18 protein-coding genes are annotated in these 17,893 nt (G+C 67.2%); 3 read left to right on the forward strand and 15 right to left on the reverse strand.

The window, feature by feature from the left end; translation table 11 throughout:
• Positions 1-310: 310 nt before the first annotated feature.
• From aroQ to ACYJP6_RS17210, 6 genes are read right to left on the reverse strand one after another with little or no spacing between them, the layout of a single operon-like run.
• Complete coding sequence (aroQ, locus tag ACYJP6_RS17185) at positions 311-754, reverse strand: type II 3-dehydroquinate dehydratase (RefSeq protein ID WP_310120130.1); 444 nt, start codon at positions 752-754, stop codon at positions 311-313.
• An 8-nt stretch (positions 755-762) separates the two neighbouring features.
• The gene (gene aroE, locus ACYJP6_RS17190; protein ID WP_459476228.1) at positions 763-1,581 is read right to left on the reverse strand and encodes a shikimate dehydrogenase; all 819 of its coding nucleotides are present in this window, start codon (positions 1,579-1,581) and stop codon (positions 763-765) included.
• Complete coding sequence (locus ACYJP6_RS17195) at positions 1,578-2,810, reverse strand: CaiB/BaiF CoA transferase family protein (RefSeq protein WP_459476229.1); 1,233 nt, start codon at positions 2,808-2,810, stop codon at positions 1,578-1,580. Before ACYJP6_RS17195 ends, aroE begins: the two co-directional genes overlap by 4 nt.
• Positions 2,807-3,265: a MaoC family dehydratase gene (locus ACYJP6_RS17200; RefSeq protein ID WP_058773742.1), complete on the reverse strand. Its 459-nt coding sequence runs from the start codon at positions 3,263-3,265 to the stop codon at positions 2,807-2,809. Before ACYJP6_RS17200 ends, ACYJP6_RS17195 begins: the two co-directional genes overlap by 4 nt.
• Positions 3,266-3,273: 8 nt before the next feature.
• Positions 3,274-3,669: a VOC family protein gene (locus ACYJP6_RS17205; RefSeq protein ID WP_459476230.1), complete on the reverse strand. Its 396-nt coding sequence runs from the start codon at positions 3,667-3,669 to the stop codon at positions 3,274-3,276.
• Positions 3,666-4,616, reverse strand: coding sequence for a ketopantoate reductase family protein (locus tag ACYJP6_RS17210; protein ID WP_459476231.1), 951 nt, complete (start codon positions 4,614-4,616; stop codon positions 3,666-3,668). The genes ACYJP6_RS17205 and ACYJP6_RS17210 overlap by 4 nt, the downstream gene beginning before the upstream one ends.
• A gap of 94 nt (positions 4,617-4,710) precedes the next feature.
• Here ACYJP6_RS17210 and ACYJP6_RS17215 point away from each other — a divergent pair, with 94 nt between their 5' ends.
• A complete protein-coding gene (locus tag ACYJP6_RS17215) occupies positions 4,711-5,619 on the forward strand; it encodes a LysR family transcriptional regulator (protein WP_459476232.1) in 909 nt (302 codons plus the stop codon).
• Positions 5,620-5,698: 79 nt separating this feature from the next.
• On the opposite strand, the gene ACYJP6_RS17220 is transcribed toward ACYJP6_RS17215, so the two are convergent.
• The 4 genes from ACYJP6_RS17220 to ACYJP6_RS17235 form a co-directional block, all read right to left on the reverse strand.
• A complete protein-coding gene (locus ACYJP6_RS17220) occupies positions 5,699-6,145 on the reverse strand; it encodes an Hsp20 family protein (protein ID WP_459476233.1) in 447 nt (148 codons plus the stop codon).
• A gap of 129 nt (positions 6,146-6,274) precedes the next feature.
• Entirely contained in the window at positions 6,275-6,436 is a 162-nt protein-coding gene (locus tag ACYJP6_RS17225) for a hypothetical protein (protein ID WP_459476234.1), read from the reverse strand.
• Positions 6,433-7,017, reverse strand: coding sequence for an alpha-ketoglutarate-dependent dioxygenase AlkB family protein (locus tag ACYJP6_RS17230; protein ID WP_459476235.1), 585 nt, complete (start codon positions 7,015-7,017; stop codon positions 6,433-6,435). Before ACYJP6_RS17230 ends, ACYJP6_RS17225 begins: the two co-directional genes overlap by 4 nt.
• A 3-nt stretch (positions 7,018-7,020) precedes the next feature.
• Positions 7,021-7,287 (reverse strand): hypothetical protein, encoded by a 267-nt coding sequence (locus ACYJP6_RS17235; protein ID WP_459476236.1) that lies wholly within the window; start codon positions 7,285-7,287, stop codon positions 7,021-7,023.
• A 106-nt stretch (positions 7,288-7,393) separates the two neighbouring features.
• On the opposite strand from ACYJP6_RS17235, the gene rapA reads away from it, so the two are divergent.
• A complete protein-coding gene (gene rapA, locus ACYJP6_RS17240) occupies positions 7,394-10,228 on the forward strand; it encodes an RNA polymerase-associated protein RapA (RefSeq protein ID WP_459476237.1) in 2,835 nt (944 codons plus the stop codon).
• Positions 10,229-10,761: 533 nt separating this feature from the next.
• On the opposite strand, the gene dhbA is transcribed toward rapA, so the two are convergent.
• Genes dhbA through ACYJP6_RS17260 form a run of 4 tightly spaced genes read right to left on the reverse strand, consistent with a single transcriptional unit; the run spans position 10,762 to position 15,206 of the window.
• Positions 10,762-11,517 carry a 2,3-dihydro-2,3-dihydroxybenzoate dehydrogenase gene (gene dhbA / locus ACYJP6_RS17245; RefSeq protein WP_459476238.1) on the reverse strand — a complete coding sequence of 252 codons (756 nt, stop codon included), beginning with the start codon at positions 11,515-11,517 and terminating at the stop codon, positions 10,762-10,764.
• Positions 11,518-11,527: 10 nt separating this feature from the next.
• A complete protein-coding gene (locus ACYJP6_RS17250; protein WP_459476239.1) occupies positions 11,528-12,388 on the reverse strand; it encodes an isochorismatase in 861 nt (286 codons plus the stop codon).
• Between the two features lie 8 nt (positions 12,389-12,396).
• Complete coding sequence (locus ACYJP6_RS17255; protein WP_459476240.1) at positions 12,397-14,022, reverse strand: (2,3-dihydroxybenzoyl)adenylate synthase; 1,626 nt, start codon at positions 14,020-14,022, stop codon at positions 12,397-12,399.
• A complete protein-coding gene (locus tag ACYJP6_RS17260) occupies positions 14,019-15,206 on the reverse strand; it encodes an isochorismate synthase (RefSeq protein WP_459476242.1) in 1,188 nt (395 codons plus the stop codon). The genes ACYJP6_RS17255 and ACYJP6_RS17260 overlap by 4 nt, the downstream gene beginning before the upstream one ends.
• A 284-nt stretch (positions 15,207-15,490) precedes the next feature.
• Here ACYJP6_RS17260 and fepB point away from each other — a divergent pair, with 284 nt between their 5' ends.
• A complete protein-coding gene (gene fepB / locus ACYJP6_RS17265; protein WP_459476243.1) occupies positions 15,491-16,459 on the forward strand; it encodes a Fe2+-enterobactin ABC transporter substrate-binding protein in 969 nt (322 codons plus the stop codon).
• Between the two features lie 165 nt (positions 16,460-16,624).
• On the opposite strand, the gene entS is transcribed toward fepB, so the two are convergent.
• Entirely contained in the window at positions 16,625-17,854 is a 1,230-nt protein-coding gene (gene entS, locus ACYJP6_RS17270) for an enterobactin transporter EntS (RefSeq protein WP_459476244.1), read from the reverse strand.
• Between the last annotated feature and the right edge of the window lie 39 nt (positions 17,855-17,893).

Below are 17,893 nucleotides of genomic sequence, written 5' to 3' on the forward strand. Positions count from 1 at the left end.
ACTGCTGCAGATCGCCTATGGCGTGCTCAAGACGCAGCGACCTTATCAACCACGACAGGCCCTTTAACCGGCCTGTTGTGATTGGTGGGAAAGATGGTATCTACGACGGCCCGTAGGAGCGACCGCACCGGCGGACCACACTGAGCAACGAACAGAGACTTCGCGTGGAAAACGCTGCGCGGTTTTCCACCCTACCCGGAGCTTGTCGGTGGCGCCCCCTCTCCCTCTGGGAGAGGGCCGGGGTGAGGGCCGCCCCCAGGAAAAGCCCCGGCATGGCCAGGGCTTCGTGGAAGCGGAACGCCAAGCCCCGCTACCGCCGAGCCTGGGCCGCACTCACCGCCGCGCGCAGTGCCAGCAGATAGCTATCCACCCCAAAACCGGCGATCTGCCCCAGGACGATCTCGGCGAACACCGAATGGTGGCGGAAGCTTTCCCGCGCATGGATGTTGGACATATGCAGCTCCACCACCGGCACCGTAAGGATCGCCAGGGCGTCGCGGATGCCGTAGCTGTAGTGGGTCCAGGCGCCGGCGTTGATCAGCACGGCGTCCACGCCTTCCTCAAAGCCGCGATGGATGCGCTCGACCATGTCCCCTTCGTGATTGGTCTGGAAGCTTTCCACCTCGACGCCGAGCTCAGCGCCCAGGGCAGCCAGCTTGGCGTCGATCTCGGCGAGTGTCACGGTGCCGTATTGCACGGGATCGCGCTTGCCGAACATATTGTGATTGATACCGTGCAACATCAGGATCTTCATGGGTCCGCTCACTGCAGAGGAATGGTCAGCTGGTCGATGACCGGCCGGGTCTCGGGGCGCACGCCGCGCCACCAGGCGAAGGCTTCGGCCGCCTGTTCCACCAGCATACCCACCCCGTCGGCCAGTTGCGCCACGCCCTGCTCCTGCGCCAGCCGCAGGAAGGGCGTCAGCCCCTTGCCATAGGCCAGTTCATAGGCCAGCACGGCCTGGACGAAGACGCCCGCCGGCACCGGCGGCAACTCGCCGACCAGACTGGCCGAGGTGGCGTTGATCACCAGGTCGAAGCGCTCCTCTTCCAGCGCCTCGTAGCGGCTCACGCGCAGCAGCGGATGGCCAATTTCCTCGGCGACTCCAACGGCCTTCTGCTCGTCACGATTGACCATCACCAGCTCTGCCGGCCTGGCCGCGAGGAACGGCAGGAGCGCGCCCCGCACGGCACCACCGGCGCCCAGCAGCAGCACCCGCTTGCCGGCCAGGGGCTGGCCGAGGTTGACCTCGATGTCGCGCAGCAGACCGATACCATCGAAGTTCTCCGCCAAAATGCGCTCACCCTCGAACTTCAGCGCATTGGCCGCCTTGGCCAGGCGTGCCCTTTCGCTGGGCTCGGTGGCCAGTTGGAAGGCCTGCAGCTTGAAGGGCGCCGTGATGTTCATGCCCCATCCACCCTGGGCGCGAAAGCGCTGCACGTCCCCGGCGAAATCCTCCAGCGAGCCTTCGATGGCGCCGTACTCCAGGTCCTGGCCGCTGGTCGCGGCGAACAGGCCATGGATCAGGGGCGACTTGGTGTGATTGATCGGGCGGCCGATCACCGCGTACTGGTCGGTCATGCCGGCATCTCCTGAGTGAAGAGCACGCCGTCAGCCTGCAGCCGGGCGATCTCTTCCTCGCTATAGCCGAGGCTCTGGGCCACGGCGGCGTTGTGCTCGCCGAGATCCGGCGCCACCTGATGGATGGTGGTATCGCACTCGGAAAAGCGGAACGGCAGATTGGGCAGGCGCAGGGTGCCGTAGCGCGGATGCTGCTGCTCCTGGATCATGCCGCGGGCCTTGATCTGCGGATCGTTGATCACCTCGTCGATGCGCTGCACCTTGGCGCAGGGCACGTCGATCTCGTCGAGCAGTGATAGCAGCCGCGCGACCGGATTGGCCGCCACCCAGGCCTTGACGATGGGCAGGATGGCTTCGCGATGGGCATTACGGCCGGTGGAGGTGTGGAAGCGAACGTCGCTCCCGAAGCCCGGCTGACCCGCGTCCTGCTCGACCAGCGCGGCGAAGCGCTTCCAGGAGTCGTCCACCTGGGCGGCGATCACCAGGTCGCCGTCCTGGGCGCGGAACACGCCGTAGAGGGTCGAGGTGGGCATGTCGTGGCCGGTCTGCTGCGGCAGGATCACGCCGCCGGACAGGGTGTAGCACTGCACGGCGTATTCGTGCATGGACACCAGGGTGTCGTAGAGCGCCATGTCGATGTGCTGGCCGCGGCCGCTGGTGACCCGGCCGAGCAGCGCCGCGTTGATGGCGGCCACCGCATGGGCGCCGGTGTACATGTCGCCCAGGGAAATCCGCAGCAGCGGCGGCGCCTCGCCGGGCGTGCCGACCATCTGCATGATGCCGCTCTTGGCCTCGGCGATCAGGCCGAAGCCGGCGCGATGGGCGTCGGGGCCGGTATGGCCGTAGGCGGAAATCGAGCAGTAGACCAGCCGCGGATTGCGCGCGGACAACTCCTGGTAACCCAGGCCGAGCTTGTCCAGGGCGCCGGGCCGGTAGTTCTCGATGAAGACGTCGGCGCTGTCGCACAGCTGCTGCATGAAGGCCTTGCCGCGCGGGTCCTTCATGTTGACGCTGACGCCCTGTTTACCCATGTTGAGTTGCAGGAAGTAGCCGCTCTGGCCATTGTCCAGGACGAAAGCGTGCTGGCGGCCGGCATCGCCGCTGCCGGGACGCTCGACCTTGATCACCTCGGCGCCCAGGGCCGCCAGGCAACGCCCCACGTAGGGGCCGGCGAGGAAGTGGCTGTAGTCGATGACCCTCAGGCCTTGCAGGGGTAGTGGCTGGCTCATAGGGCCCCCTCCCGCCGCGGCACCATCAGCCGGTGTTCGCCGCGCTGGACGACCTCGCCCTTCTGGTTGATCAGCTCCGAGGGCAGCACCACGATGCCCCAGCCCGGCTTGCTCTTGCTGGGTCGCATGGACCCGACGCGCAGCTTCACGTGCAACTCGTCGCCGACGCGGATCGGCAAGAGGAAATCCCAGGTCCAGCCCAGCGACATCCCCGGCAGGAAGCGATAGTCGCACTGGGTCTTGAGTCCATCGGCGATGGACAGCCCCATCAGGCCATGGGCGACCAGGCCGCCGAAGTGGCTGGCGTTGGCATAGGCCTCGTCGACGTGGACCGGGGTGTGGTCGCCGGTGAGGTCGGCATAGGCCAGGATGCGTTCCTTGGTGACCTTATAGCTGGGCGTGATCGCCTCATCGCCTTCGCGGGCGTCCTCGAAGTATTTTTCTTGTACGGTCATGGTCGCTGTCACTCGGTTTGACGGGCATTGACGGCCAGGGCGTCGTGCACGGCGCTGGCGGGCACGGCCTGGATGAATTCCAGCGCCAGGCCATCGGGCAGGCGCAGCCAGTTATGGCCCTGGGGCATTTCCTCAACCCCCTCGAAACGGCGCGCGGCGGCCAGGGCAGCGTCGACGTCCTCGCACATCAGCCCCAGGTGGCCCAAACGGCCCTCGGGGCCGGCGAAGTCCGGCTTGCTCATGAACTGCATGCCGCCCAGCGTCCAGTACTGGGTGGGCTCCTCCAGGGTGCCGTGCACCTCGCGCAGGGTCATGCCGAACACCTCGTGGAAGAAGCGGATATGCCAGTGGATGTCCTTCACCCAGATGGCCACGTGTTCCAGATAGGCCTTGGGAATGCTCATGATGTGGCGTCCTCTTGTTGTCTATCGACCAGGGCGCGCTCGATGCCCTTGATGCAGGCGACCAGCGTGGCATTGACCGGGGTCGGTACGCGGTACTGCTGGCCGAGCCGCACCACCGCGCCATTGATGAAGTCGATTTCGGTGATCGAACCCTTCTGCAGACTCTGCAGCATGGAGGTCTTGAACGAGGGCGGCAGCCCTTCGCGGGCCAGTTGCCAGGCGGCTTCCGGCTCCTTGAGCCCCAGCTCGACGCCAGCGGCGCGGGCCACCGCGATGGCCTCGGCCACCGCCTGCAAGGCGGTATCGCGCAAGAGCGGCTCGCTGTAGAGCTGGCCGTAGGTGAGCTGGGTGATGCCGGTGAGGGCCCCGGTGGCGACGTTCACCTGCAGCTTGTCCCAGAGGGTACCGAGGATGTTGCCGCTGACCGTGGTGGCGAGCCCCGCGCCGGCGAAGGCGTCGGCCACCGCCTGTACCCGCGGCGTGAGCTGGCCATCGAGTTCGCCGATGATGGTCTGCTTGCCCGCCACCCCGCTGCGGATCCGTCCCGGTCCGAGCAGCACCCCGCCGACGTAGGTCTTGCCGGCGATCACCCGCTCGCGGCCGACGATCTCGGCCAGCAGTTCTTCGTGACCGAGGCCGTTCTGCAGCGACAGCACCAGGGTATGCGGACCGACCAGCGCCAGCGCCTGGGTCATGGCCGCCACCGTGGCGAAGGACTTGACCAGCACCACCACCAGGTCGACCACCCCAACGGCGTTGGCATCGTCGGCGGCCTGCACCTGGACGACCCGGTTGCCCTCGGCGGCTTCGATCGCCAGGCCCGCGTGGCGGATCGCCTGGATATGGGCGTTGGGTCGGTTGAGCAGCCAGGTGTCGCGCCCCGCCTCGCTCAGCCAGGCACCGAAGGTGCTGCCGAGGGCACCGGCACCCAGGACGCAGATTTTCATAGGGCATAGGACTCCTTGTTTTGCCAATACCCTAGGCGTGTGTGCCCTATTGAGCTATACAAAGAGCCCAATCCGGCCATCAGAAATTCTAATAATGCACCCGACGGAAGGCCTTCCCGAGCCCAAGCTGCTGATGCTGTTCGAGGTGCTCTACAGCACCGGCAGCGTGACCCGGGCTGCCGAGCAACTCGGGCAGAGCCAGCCCACCATCAGCCTCTGGCTGGGCAAGCTGCGCCAACAGCTGCGCGATCCGCTGTTCGTGCGCACCCCCGGCGGCATGAAGCCCACGCCCCAGGCCGAGGCGCTGATCACCCCCTGCCGCGAGGTGCTGGAATCCCTGCGCCGCCTAGTCGCCTGGGAGGTCGCCTTCGATCCCACCACTGCCCAGCGGCTGTTCCGCCTGTGCCTGAGCGATGCCAGCCATATCACCCTGCTGCCGCGCATCCTGGCGCACCTGCGCGAGGTGGCGCCCGGCGTGCGGCTGGAGATCGCCCGGATCGACGGCAATACCGAGCAGGCCCTGGAGATCGGCGAGGCGGACCTGGCAGTCGGCTTCATCCCCTGGCTGGGCGGCGGCATCTATCAGCAGGTGCTGTTTCCCCAGGACTGGGTCTGTCTGGTCAGTGCCGAGCATCCGCGCCTGCAGGACGGCGTCACGGCGGCGGCCTACGCTAAGGAAGGTCATGTGCTGGTCAGCGCGGGGACCGGTCAGAAGTTGCTGGAGGCGGGACTGGTCCGCGCCGAGGTGCAGCGCCGGATCGTGCTGGAGCTACCCGGCTTTCTCGGCGTGGGCGCGGTGGTCGGCAACTCCGACCTCATCGTCACCCTGCCACGCCACATAGGTACCACCCTGGCCACGACCTACGGATTAGAACTCCACGAGTGTCCGGTGCCCATCGAGGCCTTCGCGGTCAAGCAGCACTGGCATGCCCGCTATCACCAGGACGCCGGCAACCGCTGGCTGCGCGGCGTCTTCGTCGAGCTGTTCGGGCGGAGCCGCTGATCTTCCAGGGTTTCTCCAAGCTGAAACGAAGAAGCCCCAGCACGGGGCTGGGGCTTCTCTGGGCAGGACGCCTGGACGATCAGTTGTCCAGGGCCGGGCGCTGGCCGGAAATGGCGATGCGCTTGGGCTTGGCTTCTTCCGGGATCACCCGTACCAGCTCGATGCTCAGCAGGCCGTGCTTGAGATCGGCGCCCTTCACCTCGATATGGTCGGCAAGGCGGAAGGACAGCTTGAAGGCACGCTGGGCGATGCCCTGGTGCAGGAAGGTTACGCTCTCGGCGCTGTTTTCGCGCCGGCCGCCCTTGACGGTCAGGACGCCACGCTCGACTTCGATTTCCAAGTCATCTTCCTGGAGACCGGCGGCGGCGATGACGATGCGATACTGGTCGTCACCGTGCTTCTCGACGTTGTAGGGCGGATAGGAGCTGCCAGCGTCGTTGCGCAGGGCGGATTCGAACAGGTCGTTGAACCGGTCGAAGCCGACGGAATGACGGAACAGCGGGGCTAGGGACAGTACGTTGCTCATGGTGAATCTCCTGATAGGTTCAGCAAGTTTCGGTATTGCCTGCGGGACCCGACTTCGGCATCCCGCATGAACCTAGATAGGAACCCCCCACAAAATTTCAAGGGCGAATCCCGACGAACGGTCGTTCGCCTATTTCTTCTTCGGCTTGCGCTTTTTCTTCTTGCCACTGGTCAGCGGCAGCGCCTGCTCGAAGGCCGAGCGCACCTCTTGCAGACGGCGCTCCTTGAGGTCGTGGAGGCGCTTGCCGCGCTCGGTGGTGAAATCGATGAGGTTGTTGCTGTCGTCGCTCATGGGGCTATCCAACGAAAGGTGAGATTCAGCCGTACCCCGCTGGCCTTGCGGGTCTTGGCGATCTGATGCTGCCAATGATGCTGGGTCGCGCCGGCCATGACCAGCAGGCTGCCATGACCGAGCTCCAGGGAATGACCGATGCGGCTGGTGCCCTTGCGGCGAAAGTCGAAGCGCCGGGCGGCGCCCAGGTTCAGCGAGGCAATCACCGGATTGCGACCGAGACTGGCCTCGTCGTCGCTGTGCCACCCCATGGAATCCTGGCCGTCACGATAGCGATTGAGCAGCACGCCATTGAACGCCTGGCCGCTAGCCGCCTCGACTTGGGCACGGATGAGCTGCAGCAACGGCGTCCAGGGCAAGGCGGCGTGATCCAGGCCGGCATAGCCGTAGACCACGCCGGGATCGGCATACCAGGCGACCTGCCGCGGTACCGGGTGCCAGCGGTTGAACACCCGCACCTGTGGCTGGCTCCAGGGCGTTTCGGCTTCCAGCTGCCCTAGCCAGGCGTCGGCGGTTTCCGGCTGTAGCCACCGCGGGTGGAAGTGCAGCTCGGCATCGGCCAGGTTCGGGACCTCGACCATGGACTAGACCCGCAGATCCACCTGGGCGCCCACCTGCTCGGGCTCTTCCAGCACCTGGGCGCGCTCGGCACCGAGTCCCTGGCGCAGGGCTTCGCGCTGGCGCCGCCGCCGGCGCGCCTCGCGATCCAGGGTGGCTTCGTCTTCCAGCGGGGCATGCGCCGTCTCGGCCGCGGGCTCCACCGGCGCCACCGGGGCGACGGGCGCGCGCACTGGCGCCGGATCCAACTGGTTCGGCGGGGTCACCCCAGGGGGCGGAATGGCAGGGATCATGACAAGCACCTCGATTTTCGCAGCCTGCGGCAAACAGCAGGTTGGGCTTATGACTCCGCTCTGGCTAAAATAGCCGGCTTTTTGATAGCTGGGGAGAAGCTACTACATGGCGTCACATCAACCGGGACAACGCTGGATCAGTGACAGCGAGGCCGAACTGGGCCTGGGAACCATCCTGGCCCTGGACGGCCGCCTGCTCACGGTGCTCTATCCAGCCACCGGAGAGACACGCCAGTATGCCCAGCGCAATGCGCCCCTGACCCGGGTGCGCTTCGCGCCGGGCGACGAGGTGACCCATTTCGAGGGCTGGAAGCTGACCGTGCGCGAGGTCTCCGAAGAGGACGGCCTGCTGACCTACCACGGCTTCACCGCCGAGCGCGAGGCGCGCAGCGTGCCCGAGGCCCAGCTGTCGAACTTCATCCAGTTCCGCCTGGCCAGCGACCGCCTGTTCGCCGGGCAGATCGACCCCCTGCCCTGGTTCGGCCTGCGCTACCACACCCACGAGCACCGCAACCGTCTCCTGCAATCCAGCCTCTGGGGCCTCGGCGGCGCCCGCGCCCAGCCGATCCCGCACCAGCTGCACATCGCCCGCAGCGTGGCCGACCGGGTCGCGCCGCGCGTGCTGCTGGCCGACGAAGTGGGCCTGGGCAAGACCATCGAAGCCGGCCTGGTGATCCATCGCCAGCTGCTCAGCGGTCGCGCCAGCCGAGTGCTGATCCTGGTGCCGGAAAATCTCCAGCACCAGTGGCTGGTGGAGATGCGCCGCCGCTTCAACCTGGAAGTGGCGCTATTCGACGCCGAGCGCTTTATGGCCAGCGAAGAGGGCAATCCTTTCGAGGACGCCCAGCTCGCCCTGGTCTCCCTGGACTGGCTGGTGCGCGACGAAAAGGCCCAGGATGCCGCCTTCGCCGCCGGCTGGGACCTGCTGGTGGTCGACGAAGCCCACCACCTGGTCTGGCACCCCGAGGGCGCCAGCCGCGAATACAGCCTGGTCGAGCAACTGGGCGAGGTCATCCCCGGCGTGCTGCTGCTGACCGCGACCCCCGAGCAACTGGGCCAGGACAGCCACTTCGCCCGGCTGCGCCTGCTCGACCCCAGCCGCTTCCACGACTTCGCCGCCTTCCAGCAGGAGTCCCAGCACTACCGCCCAGTGGCCGAAGCCGTGCAGGAACTGCTCGACGCCGGCGCCCTGAGCCCGGCCGCCCAGGACGCCATCGGCGGCTTCCTCGGCCAGGAAGGCGAGACCCTGCTGAGCGCCGCGGCCGCCGGTGATGCCGACGCCCGCGCCCGCCTGGTGCGCGAGCTGCTGGATCGCCACGGCACCGGCCGGGTGCTGTTCCGCAACACCCGCGCCGCGGTCAAGGGCTTCCCCGAGCGCGAGCTGCATGCCCATGCCCTGCCCTTCCCGGATGCCTACCTGGACGAGGGCGTGATGCCCGGCCAGTCGCTGCAGCCAGAAACCGAATTCGCCCCGGAAGACGACAACGACCGCTGGTGGCGCCACGATGGCCGCGTCGAGTGGCTGATCGACACCCTCAAGGCGCTCAAGCCGCACAAGGTGCTGGTCATCTGCGCGCGCATGGAAACCGCCCTGGACTTGGAAGACGCCCTGCGGCTGAAGTCCGGCATCCCGGCCACGGTGTTCCACGAGGGCATGAGCATCCTCGAGCGCGACCGCGCCGCCGCCTACTTCGCCGACGAGGAATTCGGCGCCCAGGTGCTGATCTGCTCCGAGATCGGCAGTGAAGGCCGCAACTTCCAGTTCGCCCACCACTTGGTGCTGTTCGACCTGCCGGCCCACCCGGACCTCTTGGAGCAGCGCATCGGCCGTCTCGACCGGATCGGCCAGCGCCACACCATCCAGCTGCACGTGCCCTACCTCGAAGGCAGCCGCCAGGAGCGCCAGTTCCAGTGGTACCACCAGGCGCTGAACGCCTTCCTGGCCACCTCGCCGACCGGCAGCGCCCTGCAGGCGCGCTTCGCCGCCGAGCTGGACGAGCAACTGGCCGGTGGCGACGAGGCCGCCTGGCAGGCGCTGCTGGAGCAAGGCGTCCAGGCGCGCGCCGCGCTGGAGACCGAACTGCACAACGGCCGTGACCGCCTGCTGGAACTCAATTCCGCGGGTGCCGGCGCCGGCGAGCAACTGGTCGAAGACATCCTCGAACAGGACGACCAGTTCGCCCTGCCGATGTACATGGAAGAGCTGTTCAACGCCTTCGGCATCGACAGCGAGGACCATTCCGACAACGCCCTCATCCTCAAGCCCAGCGAGAAGATGCTCGACGCCGGTTTCCCCCTCGGCGACGACGAGGGCGTGACCATCACCTACGACCGCAACGTGGCCCTGGTCCGCGAGGACATGCAGTTCCTGACCTGGGAGCACCCCATGGCCCAGGGCGGCATGGACCTGGTGCTGTCCGGCTCCATGGGTAACACCGCCGTGGCGCTGATCAAGAACAAGGCGCTCAAGCCGGGCACCGTGCTCCTGGAGCTGATCTACATCAGCGAGGCGGTGGCGCCGCGCGCCCTGCAGTTGGGTCGCTACCTGCCGCCGCTGGCGATCCGCTGCCTGCTGGACGCCAACGGCAACGACCTGGCCGCCCGGGTGGCCTTCGAGACGCTGAACGACCAGTTGGAAAGCGTGCCGCGCACCAGCGCCAACAAGTTCGTCCAGGCCCAGCGCGACTCCCTGGCCAAGCTGATCGGTGGCGGTGAAGGCAAGGCCCTGCCTCGCCACGAGGAACGCGTCGCCAAGGCCCGCCAGGCCTACCTGGCAGGCATGGACGAGGAAATCGCCCGCCTGGAAGCCCTGCGCGCGGTCAACTCCAGCGTCCGCCAGGACGAGATCGACCGCCTGCGCCAGCAGCGCGAAGAAGGCCTGACCTACCTGGACAAAGCCTCGCTACGCCTGGAAGCCATTCGGGTGTTGGTGGCGGGGTAAGGCACCTCTGCCAAATCCATCGCGGCCATGGCGGTCCGCCGATGCGGCCGCTCCTACAAGAGCATCGCTTCCTGTAGGAGCGGCCCATGGCCGCGATGGATCACCGAGCATAGCGGTAGGTTGGGTTGAGACTGTTTCATCGTCGAAGCCCAATGCCGGAAGTTGGACCCGCGGCGTTGGGCTTCGCTGGCGCTCAACCCAACCTACGAAAAGCCCTTACGCCGCCAGGGTCGCGCCACCGTCCACCACGATGTCCTGCATGTTGATATGGCTGGCCAGAGCTGTAGCGTGGAAAACGGCGCAGCCTTTTCCACTAGCCTTCGTAGCGAGGGATCCCTCGCCTAACCCTCTCCCGAGGGGAGAGGGAGCTATTCGAACAGGCATTCAGCTCTATCGGCCCGATAAGGCCCAGATAGATCGCCGAGCCTAGCCGTAGGTTGGGCTGAGGCGGCTCTATCGCCGAAGCCCAACACGCGGAGTCGAACCCGCTGCGTTGGGCTTCGCTGGCGCTCAACCCAACCTACGGAAATTCCTTACGCCGCCAGGGTCGCGCCGCCGTCCACCACAATGTCCTGCATGGTGATATGGCTGGCCAGGTCCGAGGCCAGGAACAGCACGGTGTTGGCGATTTCGTCGGGCTGGGCGATCTTGCGCAGCGGGATGCCCAGCTTGAAGTCCTCCGGCAGACCGTCCACCAACCGCTGGTAGCCCTCGGGCGAGCCGAGCATGCCGGCCAGCATGGGCGTCGCCGTGGAACCGGGCGAGACCACGTTGCAGCGTACGCCCGAGCCCGCCAGTTCCAGGGCCACGCAGTGGCTCAGGGACACCAGCGCCGCCTTGGAGGTGCAGTAGCCGGCCATCTGCAGCCGCGGCACATGGGCGGCGTTGGAGGCGATGTTCACGATGGCGCCCCGGCCCTGGGCCTTGAACAGCGGTACCAGCTGGCGGAACAGGTAGAAGGGTCCGGAGACGTTGACGTCCAGCAGCGCCTGCCAATCGTCCAGGCTCAGGCTGTCGCTGGTACCCAGGCGCAGGACGCCGGCGCCGTTGACCAGCACGTCCAGGCGACGCTCTTCGGCCAGCAGGGCCTGGCAGACCCTCTCCACCTGGGCCGCGTCGGCGACGTCTAGCAGTTGGGTACGGAAGGGATAGTCGCTCTCGGCGAATTGCCGGTCGAGGCCGATCACCTCGGCACCCGCTTCCTTGAAGCGCCGCGCCACCTGCAGGCCGATGCCCTGCCCCGCGCCAGTCACCCAGACACGCTTGCCGGTGAAATCCAGTTGTGTCATCAGAGGCTCCCTAGGCGCGAGCGCGCAGCAGGTCCAGCCAGCCCTGCAGGGTCGGCTGAGCGGCGAGATCGGCGAAGGTCACCGGTAGGCCACGTTTTTGCCACTCGCCCACCAGGGTCATGACCTGTACCGAATCCAGGCCGAAATCGGTGAGGTTGTCGTCCAGCGCCGGCTCCTCGTCATCGGCGTCCAGCAGCGGCTGGACCTGGGCGCGCAGCCAGGCTTCGTCCAGGGCTACCGCACCGCCGGTGACCTGGGCGGTGCTGAGGGTGCTGCCGCAGCGGGTGGCCACGTAGCGCAGCGCCATGCGGTGCTCGTCTTCACTGAAGTCGGCCACGGCGTCGCCGATCAGGAAGGCCTGGATGTCCCTCATGAAGGCGTCGGTGCAGGTGGTCAGGCAGCCGATGTGGGCGTAGACGCCGCAGACGATCAGCTGGTCGCGGCGCCACTCGGTCATCAGATCCTGCAGGTTGGAACGGTGGAAGGCGCTGTAGCGCCACTTGGTCAGCACCACGTCGCCGTCCTTGGGTGCCAGTTCGTCCACCACCTGTTGCAGGGCGGGATCGGCCTGGGTCAGGCCCGGCCCCCACATGTCGTTGAGCAAGGCGCGATCGGCGGGCGGCTGGTCGGTGGGCTGGGCGGTGTAGACCACCGGCACGCCCTGGGCATCGGCCCAGGTGCGCAGCGCGGCGATATTGGCCACCACCTGGGCGATCAGCGGGCTGTTGTCGCCATAAAACTCGACGAAGTAGCGCTGCATGTCGTGGATCAGCAGCACGGCGCGGTCGGCCGCGGGTTTCCAGGCGACCTTGTTGGCGGGAAAGCCCTCGGGCTGGGGCAAGGGATAGGAGGCGAGACGGGGGATAGCCATGGGAAACCTTAGGAACGCTCGGTTGAGGGGGTCTGCAGCTGCTCGCGCAGGCGACGCTTGTCGATCTTGCCGACAGCGGTGAGCGGCAGCTGGTCGAGGAATTGGAAGCGGTCGGGCAACTTGTAGTCGGCCACGCCCTGCTCGCGTAGGTAGCGGCGAAGGGCCACCGGCTTGAGCGCCGGGTCGCTGACCACCAGGCAGGCACAGCTCTTCTCGCCCATCAGCTCATCGGCGATGGCCACCAGCGCCGCATGGGTGATGCCGGGATGGCGCAGCAGCAGGCCTTCGATCTCGGCGGCGGCGATCTTCTCGCCCCCGCGGTTGATCTGGTCCTTCACCCGGCCGACCACCTTGAGGTAGCCGGCGGCATCGCGCTGGACCACGTCGCCGGAGAAGTAGAAGCCTTCGGCATCGAACACCTGGGCGTTGTGCTCGGGACTGCGGTAGTAGCCGCGGAAGGTGTAGGGACCGCGGGTGGACAGCAGGCCCGGCTCGCCGTCGGGCACCGGGTGGCCGTCTTCGTCGGTGATGCGCACCTCGTCATCCGGACTCATGGGCCGGCCCTGGGTGGTAAAGATGCGCTCGGGCTCGTCGTCCAGGCGGGTGTAGTTGACCAGCCCCTCGGCCATGCCGAACACCTGCTGCAACTGGCAACCCAGCTCGCTGGGCACGCGGCGGGCCTGGGCCTCGGCGAAGCTGGCGCCGCCCACCTGCACCACGCGCAGGCTGGCGAGTCGCGCGCGCTGGGCTGGTGTGGCCGCCGCCTGCAGCCAGAGCGCCACCGCCGGCGGTACCAGGGCCACCCAGTCCACCTGGTGCCGCTCGATCAGCTCGAAGCAGCGCAGCGGCTCGGGATCCCGCGCCATGACCACGCAGCCACCGGCAATGAAGACGCCCAGGGCGCCGGGCGAGCTGAGGGTGTAGTTGTGCCCGGCCGGCAGCGCGCAGAGAAAGCGCGTCGCCGGACTGAGCTGGCAGATCTCCACGCTACGCCTGAGGCTGTAGTAGTAGTCGTTATGGGTACGCGGGATCAGCTTGGGCGTGCCGGTGCTGCCGCCGGAGAGCTGGAAGAAGGCCACCTCGCCACCGGCGGTGGGCGTCAGTTGGTAGCCTTCGCGCGGGGTATCCAGGCGCTGTTGCAGGCTGCGCGCATCGGCACTGCCATCCAGCAGCACCTCGTTCAACCCGGGCGCCACGTCCCGCAACTCGCCGAGGAAGGTATCGTCACGGAACAGGTTGTGTTCGCTGGAAGCGATCAACAGCTTCGGCTGGATCTGCTGCGCGTAGGCGAGCAACTCCAGCTTCTGGTGGCTGAACAGCGCATTGACCGGCGCGATGCCAGCCTTGAGCAGGGCAAAGAACACCATATAGAACTCGGCCACGTTGGGCAGTTGCACCAGCGCCGTGTCGTGGCGGCGCAGGCCGGCGGCCTGCAGGTGGGCGGCCAGGCGGCTGGAGCGTTCGTCCAGCTCGGCGTAGCTCAGTTGCCGCTCGCCGCAGAGGATGGCTGGCGCCTCGGGCAGAGCCGCGCGACTGCGGGCCAGGATCTCGGTCATCGGCAGGTCGAGCCAGTAGCCGAGGGCCCGATAGCGGGCCGCCAGATCCTCCGGCCAGGGGGTGAATTCCAGACTCACGTGGGGTTCTCCTCGTCGAACAAACCACAGGCGGCACGCATGGTGCCCAGTTTGGCGGTGACCTCGGCCCACTCCGCCGCCGGATCGGAGGCTTCGACGATACCGGCGCCAGCGAACAGCCGCAGCAGATCGCCCTGGACCGTGCCGCAGCGGATGGTGACCACCCACTCGCCGTTGCCCTGGGCATCGCACCAGCCGACCATACCGGTGAACAGGCCACGGTCGAAGGGTTCGATGCGCTGGATCAGCTGACGCGCCGCGGCAGTGGGATAGCCGCAGACGGCCGGCGTGGGATGCAGACGACAGGCGAGCTGCAACGCCGAGGTCTGGCTGTCGGCGAGCTCGCCATCGATGGCGGTGGACAGGTGCCACATGGCGTTGGTGCTGAGCAGCGACGGGCCTTCGGGCACCTCCAGCCGGCTGCACAGCGGCGCCAGCTGCTGGCGGATGTCCTCGATCACCAAGCGGTGCTCGTAGTGATCCTTGCTCGATTCCAGCAGTTCGCGGGCGACCCTTTCGTCTTCCTGGGGATCGACGCGACGCTTGGCCGAACCGGCCAGGGGATTGGTATGGACGCGGGCGCCCTGCTTGCGTACCAGCAATTCGGGACTCACCCCGACCAGCTCACCGCCCTCTGCGGTGGGGATGCGGAACTGGTAGCCGGTAGGATTCTGCCGCGCCAAATTGGCGAGGATGGTCTCCACGTCGGCGGGCTCGGCCAGGCGGATCTCCTGGATGCGCGACAGCACCGCCTTGCTCAAGGCGCCGCGGCGGAAGGCATCGATGGCCTCCTCGACCGCCAAGCAGAAACCCTCCGCACTGGGCAGGTTGCGCACCTCGCGCACCTGGGGTGGCACCGTCGTCGCGGCGCTGACCGGTGCCAGGCGCGCGGTCCAGGCGTGCTCCTGGGGCACGTACAGGCAGGAGGCCTTGGTGGTATCGAAGGGAATGGCGCCCATGACCACCGGCTCGGCGATACCGGCCTGGCGGGCACGGGCGAAGGCGTCCTCCACGGCATGCAGGAACAGGCTGTCCCGGTGGGCGCCGCCGCTCGCGGGCGTCTCGATCCGGGCACAGATGCCACGCCCCTGGAGGACGCGATCACCCGACTGGAACAGGAATGTCGCCCGTTCCTGACGATCGGTGGCCACCTGCCCGATCGCGTCTGCCCTCTTGCTCGTCATTGCTACGGACCTCTACGCAAATGATAATGCTTATCAATGATGCGAAACTAACGTCTGGTTGCTGCAAAGTCAATTCGATAGCTAACGAACGGATTTCCTCCGTCACGTCTAACTCATTGAATTACCTAACTTAATACCGCCGAGCGGAGGACCGGCAGGCTCTAGCTCGGCGCTTTCCCGACCCTTGACGACGGCGAGGGCCTAAGCACCCGAGCTGGCAGCCTTGCCCTCGGCGAAGGCATCTTTGAAAATGAGAGTGATTATCTTACAACTGGAAGGCGTCCATGTTCAGCTTGTTGTCATCCTTTCGCATTCTCATCGTGCTGGCTCTCTCCTTCCTGACGCTGCTGGGCACCGCCCAGGCGGCGGATTGGCCGCGGGAACTCACCGTCGACGGCACTCAGGTGACCCTCCCCGCCCAGCCGCAACGCATCGTTTCCACCAGCGTCACCCTCACCGGCTCCCTGCTCGCCATAGGGGCGCCCGTGGTGGCCAGTGGCGCCACCTCGCCCAACAACAGATTCGCCGACGACCAGGGCTTCCTGCGCCAGTGGGGCGAACGGGCCAAGCAGCAGGGCGTGAAGCGGCTGTACATCGGCGAGGCCAATGCCGAGGCGGTGGCCGCGGAAGCCCCGGACCTCATCCTGGTCAGCGCCGCCGGCAACGATTCGGCGCTGCGCCTGGTCGACCAGTTGAAGGCTATCGCCCCGGTGCTGGTGGTGGGCTACGACAACCGCAGCTGGCAGCAGGTGGTGGAATTACTCGGCCAGGCCACCGGGCGCGAGGCCGCCGCGAAGAAGGTGGTCGACGACTTCGCCCGGCGCGTGGGCGACCTCAAGGGCCGGTTGCAACTGCCGCCGCTACCGGTTTCCGCCTTCGTCTACAACCCGGCGACGCGCCAGGCTAACCTCTGGACCGCGGCCTCTTCCCAAGGCCAGTTGTTGGAAAGCCTGGGCTTCCAGCTGGCGGAGCTGCCGGCCGGGCTGAACACCAGTCACAGCCAGGGCCAGCGCCACGACATCCTGCAACTGGCCGGCGAGAACGTGGCCACCGGTCTCAATGGCCAGACCTTCCTGCTGTTCGCCGCGGACGCCAAGGAAGCCGAGGCGGTGCGCAGCAATCCGCTGCTGGCGCACCTGCCGGCGGTCAAGGACAACCGGGTGGAAGCCCTGGGCGCCGAGACCTTCCGTCTGGATCCCTACAGTGCCAACCTGCTGCTGGATCGCCTGGAACAGCGCTACGCCAAGCCCTGAACCGGGCAGTCGTGGAAAACGCTGCGCGGTTTTCCACACTACGCCAGACCTTGAGCACCCGTAGCGTGGACAACGGCGCAGCCTTGTCCACGCCTTATCACCCTGAGTCCAGTGGAAAACGCTGCGCGGTTTTCCACGCTACGCAAAAACGGCGCTACGTTCTGATCAGGCGCCTAGCCGCTCCGCCCGGCGCAGACCGCTGGCCAGGGCCCAGCACAGCGCGGCCACCAGCATGGCGACCAGGCCGAAGACCAACGCCGCCTGGGCCGGCAGCACCAGGCTGGCCAGGCCGCCGAACAGCGCCGCGCCGATGGCTTCGCCACCAATATTCTGCGCGGTCCACAGCGCATTGATGCGCCCTAGCAGGCGATCGGGCGTCAGCCGCTGGATCAGCGCGTACTGCACCAGGGAATTGAGCGCGCCCAGGTAGCCGAACAGCACCAGGCACAGGGCCGCCAGCCAGAAGCTCGGCAACAGGGCGAAGACCGCCACGGCCAGGAAGGTGGCCACCGCGGTCATCAACAGGGTCCGCCCCGGTCGCGCCGCCTGGTTCAGCCGGCCACTGGTCAGGGCACCGAGGGCGGCACCCAGAGGCGCAGCGGCATAGAGCCAGCCCAGGTGCCCGGTATCCAGGCCCCAGCCCTCCCCCAGCGCCGGATAGAGCACCCGCACCGCATTGGCCATGGTCACCAGGGCACCGACCAGGGCCACGGCGCCGAGCAGCCGGTTCTCGAACAGGAAGGCGAACCCGCCACCGAGCGCCTGCCAGGGCGATTCACGGGGCTGCTCCGGCGGCGGCAAGGGCGGCAGCCGCAACAGCACCAGCAGGGTGATGAGGGTGCCGAAGGCGGTCAGGCCATAGTTCCAGGTCACGCTGCCCTGGGCGATCAGCAGGGTCCCCAGCGGCGGTGCGACGATGGCCGCCAGCCGCACGCTGAGCATGTTCAGCGCCCCGGCCTGCACCATGGATTCCCGCCCGACCAGGATCGGCGTCACTGCCAGCAGCGCAGTGACGCCCAGGGCGCCGAAGAAGCCGTCCCACAGTGCCAGCAGGTAAATGGCGAGCAGCGAGGGTTCAGGCAGGCTGGCGTTGATGGCCAGGCCGATGAAGCCCAGGCCGCAGATGGAGCGCGCCGCCAGGATCAGCCGCCGACGCTCCAGGCGGTCCGCCAGCACGCCGCCGGTGAGCAGCCCGACGAACATGCCGATGCCGGCCATGGTGAGGGCCAGCCCCACCTTGAGCGGCGAGTCGGTCAGCGCCTGGACCTGGATGGGCACCGCCACGGCCAGCAGGCCGAGGGACAGCACGGAGACCAGGCGGGCGATGAACAGAGTGCGAAAGGCGGCGTGGGACCTGAGCAGGCCGAAGTCGAGCAGGAAGGACGTCTTGGACATGAATCACCGGAAAAACACAGGAGACGCTATCGAGCCGCC

It is taken from the genome of Pseudomonas sp. No.117 (genome assembly GCF_054558395.1).